The organism is Boseongicola sp. (assembly GCF_057460485.1).
This window is the reverse complement of the sequence record NZ_JBVCWP010000258.1, coordinates 1-5,483: the sequence shown is the minus strand read 5'-3', so window position 1 is coordinate 5,483 and position 5,483 is coordinate 1. Positions and strand designations below refer to the sequence as shown.

At 56.7% G+C, this 5,483-nt stretch carries 5 protein-coding genes; 1 reads left to right on the top strand and 4 read right to left on the bottom strand.

The features are described 5' to 3' along the window. From AC221Y_RS19665 to scpA, 3 genes are all read right to left on the bottom strand, one after another. On the bottom strand, positions 1–201 hold a 201-nt coding region (locus tag AC221Y_RS19665; protein WP_486708117.1), incomplete at its 3' end, for a VOC family protein. A 68-nt stretch (positions 202–269) separates the two neighbouring features. Next, positions 270–755 carry an MAPEG family protein gene (locus AC221Y_RS19660; RefSeq protein ID WP_486708116.1) on the bottom strand — a complete coding sequence of 162 codons (486 nt, stop codon included), beginning with the start codon at positions 753–755 and terminating at the stop codon, positions 270–272. Next, positions 752–2,872 carry a methylmalonyl-CoA mutase gene (gene scpA, locus AC221Y_RS19655; protein WP_486708115.1) on the bottom strand — a complete coding sequence of 707 codons (2,121 nt, stop codon included), beginning with the start codon at positions 2,870–2,872 and terminating at the stop codon, positions 752–754. The genes AC221Y_RS19660 and scpA overlap by 4 nt, the downstream gene beginning before the upstream one ends. A 108-nt stretch (positions 2,873–2,980) precedes the next feature. On the opposite strand from scpA, the gene AC221Y_RS19650 reads away from it, so the two are divergent. Continuing rightward, positions 2,981–3,463: a DUF4174 domain-containing protein gene (locus tag AC221Y_RS19650; RefSeq protein WP_299751426.1), complete on the top strand. Its 483-nt coding sequence runs from the start codon at positions 2,981–2,983 to the stop codon at positions 3,461–3,463. Between the two features lie 28 nt (positions 3,464–3,491). On the opposite strand, the gene AC221Y_RS19645 is transcribed toward AC221Y_RS19650, so the two are convergent. Next, positions 3,492–5,483, bottom strand: a 1,992-nt coding sequence (locus tag AC221Y_RS19645; protein WP_486708114.1) for an acetyl-CoA carboxylase biotin carboxylase subunit, incomplete at its 5' end; no start/stop codon positions are given.

Genomic DNA, 5,483 nt, shown 5'->3' with positions numbered 1-5,483 from the left:
CTTTGGCGCATGCGGATCAATAGCGATCACTTCCAGATATACATCAGTGCCAAGCGACAAAAGCTTGTTGTGGGTACCCATGCCATCATGCTGCCCACCTGCAGAAAGCTCGGCTCCAAGAACTGCTTCGACGTACGAACAGCCCTCTTCAAGAGTGCGCGCAACAACCGCGAGGTGATCAAGTTCCAGCGAAAATCTCATATAGCTTGATGGGGCTAACCGAGGGTTCGTTTCAAGGGAAATTATCGCAATTCACAAATGTCGCAACGTCACGTCAGCCAAGTCCCGCCAGCCCAAAGCAACGAAAACACCGTTGCAAAGAAAGTGGCCGCAAACCCAAAAAGCTGGAGCGGACGCGAAATACGGTAGCCGACCCAATAGGCAAGACGCGCCAGCGGGAAGGAAACGCCTAACGCGACAAGCAGCCCCGGACCATCGCCGGCTGCCAGAAACCCAATTGCTGGCCAAAGGCAAAGTGCCAGAACGACTTGCTCGATCGTGTTGCGCAAGACGCACGCGTTGACATCTGCCCCGGTATCGCTGCCATCCATCAGTTCGTCCGATCCGAGCCGGCGCATGGCTGACCAGAAGATCATCAACGCAACCACCAAACCGGGCCCCAAAAACGCCATCAGCAATGTCGGCGTCAGCGTGAAAATCGGCAAGTTTATCGCCGTCACTCCGACCCAGACCACGCCCAGCGCCCAAACGGCTCCAAGCGTGCCGCCTGCCAGCAACTTTGCGCGGATGGTCACTCGGCGCGCGCAGCGCGTATGAGCTTCAGAACATCAGAAGCCGCATCGGGAATATTCGTTCCTGGCCCAAAGATCGCCTTCACCCCTGCAGATTTCAGGAATTCGTAGTCCTGCTGCGGAATGACGCCGCCACAAATCACTAGAATATCGCCAGCATCGCGTTCGCCCAATATCTTGATCAACTTCGGCGCAAGCGTCTTATGACCGGCCGCCTGACTGGAAATTCCGATCACGTGCACATCGTTGTCGATGGCATCTTGCGCGGCTTCCGCGGGTGTTTGAAACAAAGGCCCGACATCCACGTCAAAACCAATGTCTGCAAAGGCAGTTGCGATCACCTTGGCACCCCGGTCGTGACCGTCCTGCCCCATTTTCACGACCAGCATCCGGGGACGGCGGCCTTCCTCTTCGGCGAAATCCTCAACTTCCTTCTGGATCGCCGCAAAGCCCGCGTCGCCCTCGTAGGCAGCGCCGTACACCCCGGCAAGCGTCTTAACTTCGGCGCGGTGGCGTCCAAAAACTTTTTCCATCGCCATGCTGATTTCTCCCACACTTGCGCGTGCGCGTGCAGCATCAACCGCCGCTTCCAACAGGTTTCCACCTTCGGCTGCACATTTTTCGATCGCGACAAGCGCAGCCTCACAGGCCTTGGTATCGCGCGTCGCCTTGATGCGATCCAAACGCTCGATCTGGCTGGCGCGCACCGTATCATTGTTGATATCGCGGATATCGATCGGGTCTTCCTTGTCTTTGCGATACTTATTAACCCCGACGATTACCTCATCGCCCTTGTCGATCATCGCCTGACGACGCGCTGCAGATTCTTCGATCCTTAGCTTCGGCATGCCCGTGGCAACGGCCTTGGTCATGCCCCCCATCTCATCGACTTCCTCGATGATCGCCCAAGCTTTTTCGGCCAATTCTGCCGTGAGGCTTTCAACGTAATACGACCCGGCCAAAGGATCGACGACGTTGGTCACACCGGTCTCTTCTTGAAGGATCAACTGCGTGTTGCGCGCAATGCGTGCCGAGAAATCAGTCGGCAGCGCAATTGCTTCGTCCAGCGCATTTGTGTGCAGCGATTGTGTGCCGCCAAGTACCGCACTCATCGCCTCGTAGGCGGTGCGCACAACGTTATTGTATGGGTCTTGTTCCTGCAATGAAACGCCCGAAGTCTGGCAATGGGTCCGCAGCATTTTCGAGCGCGGGTTTTGCGGCCCGAACTCATCCATGATCCGGCTCCAAAGCAGACGTGCCGCCCGCAGCTTGGCCGCTTCCATGAAGAAATTCATACCGATGGCAAAGAAAAAACTGAGACGGCCCGCGAACTTATCGACATCCATGCCCCGCGCGATGGCGGTACGCACGTACTCGCGACCATCCGCCAAAGTGAATGCCAACTCCTGAACAAGGTTCGCGCCGGCCTCCTGCATGTGGTAGCCCGAGATCGAAATCGAGTTAAACTTCGGCATGTGATCCGAGGTATATTCAATGATATCAGCGACGATCCGCATCGACGGTTCCGGCGGATATACGTAGGTGTTCCGAACCATGAATTCCTTCAGAATGTCGTTCTGAATGGTCCCCGAAAGCAGCGCCCGGTCATGGCCCTGTTCTTCTCCAGCCACGATGAAGCTTGCAAGGATCGGAATGACCGCGCCGTTCATCGTCATCGACACGCTGACCTGATCAAGCGGAATACTGTCAAAGAGGATTTTCATGTCCTCGACACTATCAATGGCGACCCCGGCTTTCCCGACATCCCCCTCAACGCGCGGATGGTCGCTGTCATAACCCCGATGCGTCGCCAGATCGAATGCCACACTCACACCCTGCTGACCCGCAGCCAGATTGCTTCTATAAAACGCGTTTGATTCTTCAGCCGTCGAAAACCCCGCGTATTGGCGGATGGTCCAGGGACGACCTGCGTACATCGTCGCTTTCACACCACGGGTGAACGGCGCATAGCCCGGCACTGACCCCATATGCTCAAGACCCTCGACATCGCTCTCGTCATAAAGTGGTTTGACGAGAATGCCTTCCAGCGTCTCCCACTCGATATCGCTTAGATTTTTGCCGCGAAGCTCTTTTTCCGCGAGGGACTTCCAGTCGCTCATCGAAATCTCTCCTCTTTTGGGGCTATGTCGGTGAAATCGGCGTGAGTTGGCGCGATACCCCTACGCATTCCGGAATTCAGGCTTATATTCCCCTTGAACGGAGACCTCATGACCGCACCGCGTTTTACATTTCTGCTCGCATCCGTCGCCTTAGCGATGGCCGCAACATTTGCGTCTGCTGCCGCTGGCGACGAACAAACACCTGTCGAAATATGGAACGCGGACAGAACAACTGTGTTCGACGGCCGCGACATTGATCTTGAGGCCTTCCGCTGGATCGCCCGGCCGGTTGTCGTCTTCGCCGATACGCCAGCGGATCCTGCATTCCAGCGGCAACTTGATCTTCTACAAGACGGGATGGACATGCTTGTCATGCGTGACGTCGTTCTGATCACCGACACGTCCAGGTCCGACCTAAGCGATGTGCGCCGAAAGTTACGCCCACGCGGCTTCATGCTGACACTTATCGGCAAGGATGGCGGCGTTAAACTTCGCAAACCGTTCCCTTGGCACGTGCGTGAGTTGACGCGATCCATCGACAAAATGCCATTGCGCCAGCAGGAAATCCGCGACAGCGCGACATCCGAATAGCACGTAGCCGATATGTCGGGCCTGCGGCTCACTGGAACTCCATAATGATCTCGTCCACCTGAAGGCTGTCACCGGGCGCTGTTTTGACCGCAGAAACCGTGCCTTTTCGTTCGGCTCGCAGGATGTTTTCCATCTTCATCGCTTCGATTGTACAAAGCGCCTGGCCTTCGTGAACTTCCTGCCCTTCTTCAACGGCGATATGCACGATCAACCCGGGCATCGGGCACAGAAGCATTTTCGATGTGTCCGGCGGCATTTTCTCAGGCATCATCGCAACCAGCTCGGCCTGGCGCGGTGTGCGCACGACAACGTTCAAATCCGCGCCCCGATAGCGCAACCGCGCACCGTCGCGAATGAAATCTGTCTTCACGATCATCGCTGTTCCGCCAACAGTGCCTTCAAACAAACGACATCCAAGGTTCCAGTCAGACACAACGTTCATGGCCTGCCCATCCTCGAAAGTAATTGTGGTGCAGCCTGCCTCTTCGGTTATCGAAACGTTGTAGTGTTCTTTACCAACGTAAACGACCCAATCAGGCGCGATCCGCCGCCGGTGGTTTGCCATGCCCCCGGAAATTTGTGCCGCCCGCGCTTCTTTGCGCATCTTCATATGTGCGGCAACCGCCGCCAAACGGACACTTGTTTCAGCGTCCGGCGTCACACCGGAAAATCCGTCGGGGAATTCTTCCTCGATGAAAGCCGTCGTCATTTCGCCCGAGATGAATTTCGGATGATCCATCACGGCGGCCAAAAACGGCAGGTTGTGCCCGATGCCCTCAATCTCGAAAGCGTCCAGCGCGTTGCGCATGCCTTCAATCGCATCCGCCCGGGTCGGTGCCCAGGTACACAGTTTGGCGATCATCGGATCGTAGTACCTGCTGATCTCGCCGCCTTCAAAAACGCCGGTATCGTTGCGCACAGCACGGCGTTCCTCGTCCACCTCGACAGGCGGACGATACCGCGTCAAACGCCCGATTGACGGCAAAAACCCACGATACGGATCCTCAGCGTACAGGCGGTTTTCAATCGACCAACCGTTAATCCCGATATCCGATTGCGCCAGCGACAATTTCTCGCCTGCCGCCACACGGATCATCTGCTCAACCAGATCAACGCCGGTGATCAACTCGGTCACAGGGTGTTCCACCTGAAGACGGGTGTTCATCTCAAGAAAGAAGAAATTCTTAGCGCCATCGACGATAAATTCCACGGTCCCCGCACTTGCATACCCGACGGCCTTGGCCAATTCGCAGGACTGCTTGCCCATGGCCGCCCGTGTGGCCGCGTCCAAAAACGGGGACGGAGCTTCCTCGACAACCTTCTGATTGCGACGCTGGATCGAGCATTCACGTTCATTGAGGTAAACGGTGTTCCCGAAACTATCGGCCAGCACCTGAATTTCAATATGGCGGGGTTGCGTGACGAACTTCTCGATGAATATCCGGTCGTCGCCGAACGAAGCTGCCGCCTCGTTTTTCGAGCTTTGAAAGCCCTCGCGTGCCCCATCATCATCCCATGCAATCCGCATGCCCTTGCCGCCGCCGCCCGCGCTGGCCTTGATCATCACGGGGTAGCCGACCTGATTGGAAATTTTCACCGCATCTTCGGCGTCCTCAATCAGCCCCATGTATCCGGGCACCGTCGACACGCCCGCTTCCTGAGCGATCTTCTTCGAGGTGATTTTGTCGCCCATTGCCTTGATCGCATTCACCGGCGGGCCAATAAAGGCAACGCCTTCTGCTTCCAGAGCCTCGGCAAACTTGGGGTTTTCGGACAGGAAACCATAGCCCGGATGCACCGCTTCGGCGCCGGTCTGGCGGATCGCATCCATGATCCGGTCGATCACAATATAGGACTGGTTCGCTTGGGGCGGGCCGATATGCACCGCCTCATCGGCCATCTTCACGTGCAGCGCGCTTTCATCAGCGTCGGAATAGACGGCAACCGTCTTGATCCCCATTTTGCGCGCGGTCTTGATGACACGGCAGGCGATTTCGCCCCGGTTTGCGATCAGGATTTT

Bases quoted from the DNA above. Each gene is read 5' to 3' on its own strand.
- AC221Y_RS19650 (WP_299751426.1), top strand. From the start codon at position 2,981: ATGACCGCACCGCGTTTTACATTTCTGCTCGCATCCGTCGCCTTAGCG.
- scpA (WP_486708115.1), bottom strand. From the start codon at position 2,872: ATGAGCGACTGGAAGTCCCTCGCGGAAAAAGAGCTTCGCGGCAAAAAT.